This window comes from Arcobacter sp. F155 (assembly GCF_004116455.1).
Taxonomy (GTDB): Bacteria; Campylobacterota; Campylobacteria; order Campylobacterales; family Arcobacteraceae; genus Halarcobacter.
The window spans coordinates 1-447 of record NZ_PDJU01000036.1; the positions used below are offsets into that span (position 1 = coordinate 1).

1 protein-coding gene is annotated in these 447 nt (G+C 64.9%); it reads left to right on the forward strand.

What is annotated here, in order from left to right; all coding sequences use genetic code 11:
* On the forward strand, window positions 1-447 hold a 447-nt coding region (locus CRV03_RS13970), incomplete at both ends, for a tetratricopeptide repeat protein (RefSeq protein WP_129085744.1).

The window sequence follows — 447 nt, forward strand, 5'->3', positions numbered from 1 at the left end:
GGAGCAGGCGGTATTGGCCAATCCCGGCAACAAGACGGTGCTTGGCGCATACGGCCGCGCCCTCGTCGACAATGGAAATTATCAGCAGGGCTTCGATACGCTGAGCAAGGCGCATACGCCAGCCAACCCGGACTGGCGCATTCTGTCGATTCAGGGTACGGCGCTCGACCAGCTCGGCAATCATGAGGAAGCGCGGCGCTATTACACCAGCGCGCTGAAGATCGTGCCTGACGACCCCTCGGTGTTGTCCAACCTCGGCCTGTCCTATGTTCTGACCAAGGACCTCTCCAAGGCCGAGGCCACGCTGCGCCGCGCCTATGAGCGCAACCCCAACGATGCCCGCGTGCGGCAGAATCTCGGCCTCGCCGTCGGCCTGCAAGGCCGTTTCGCGGAAGCCGAGGCGATCGTGCGGGCCGACCTGCCGCCGGATCAGGCGGCGGCGAATGT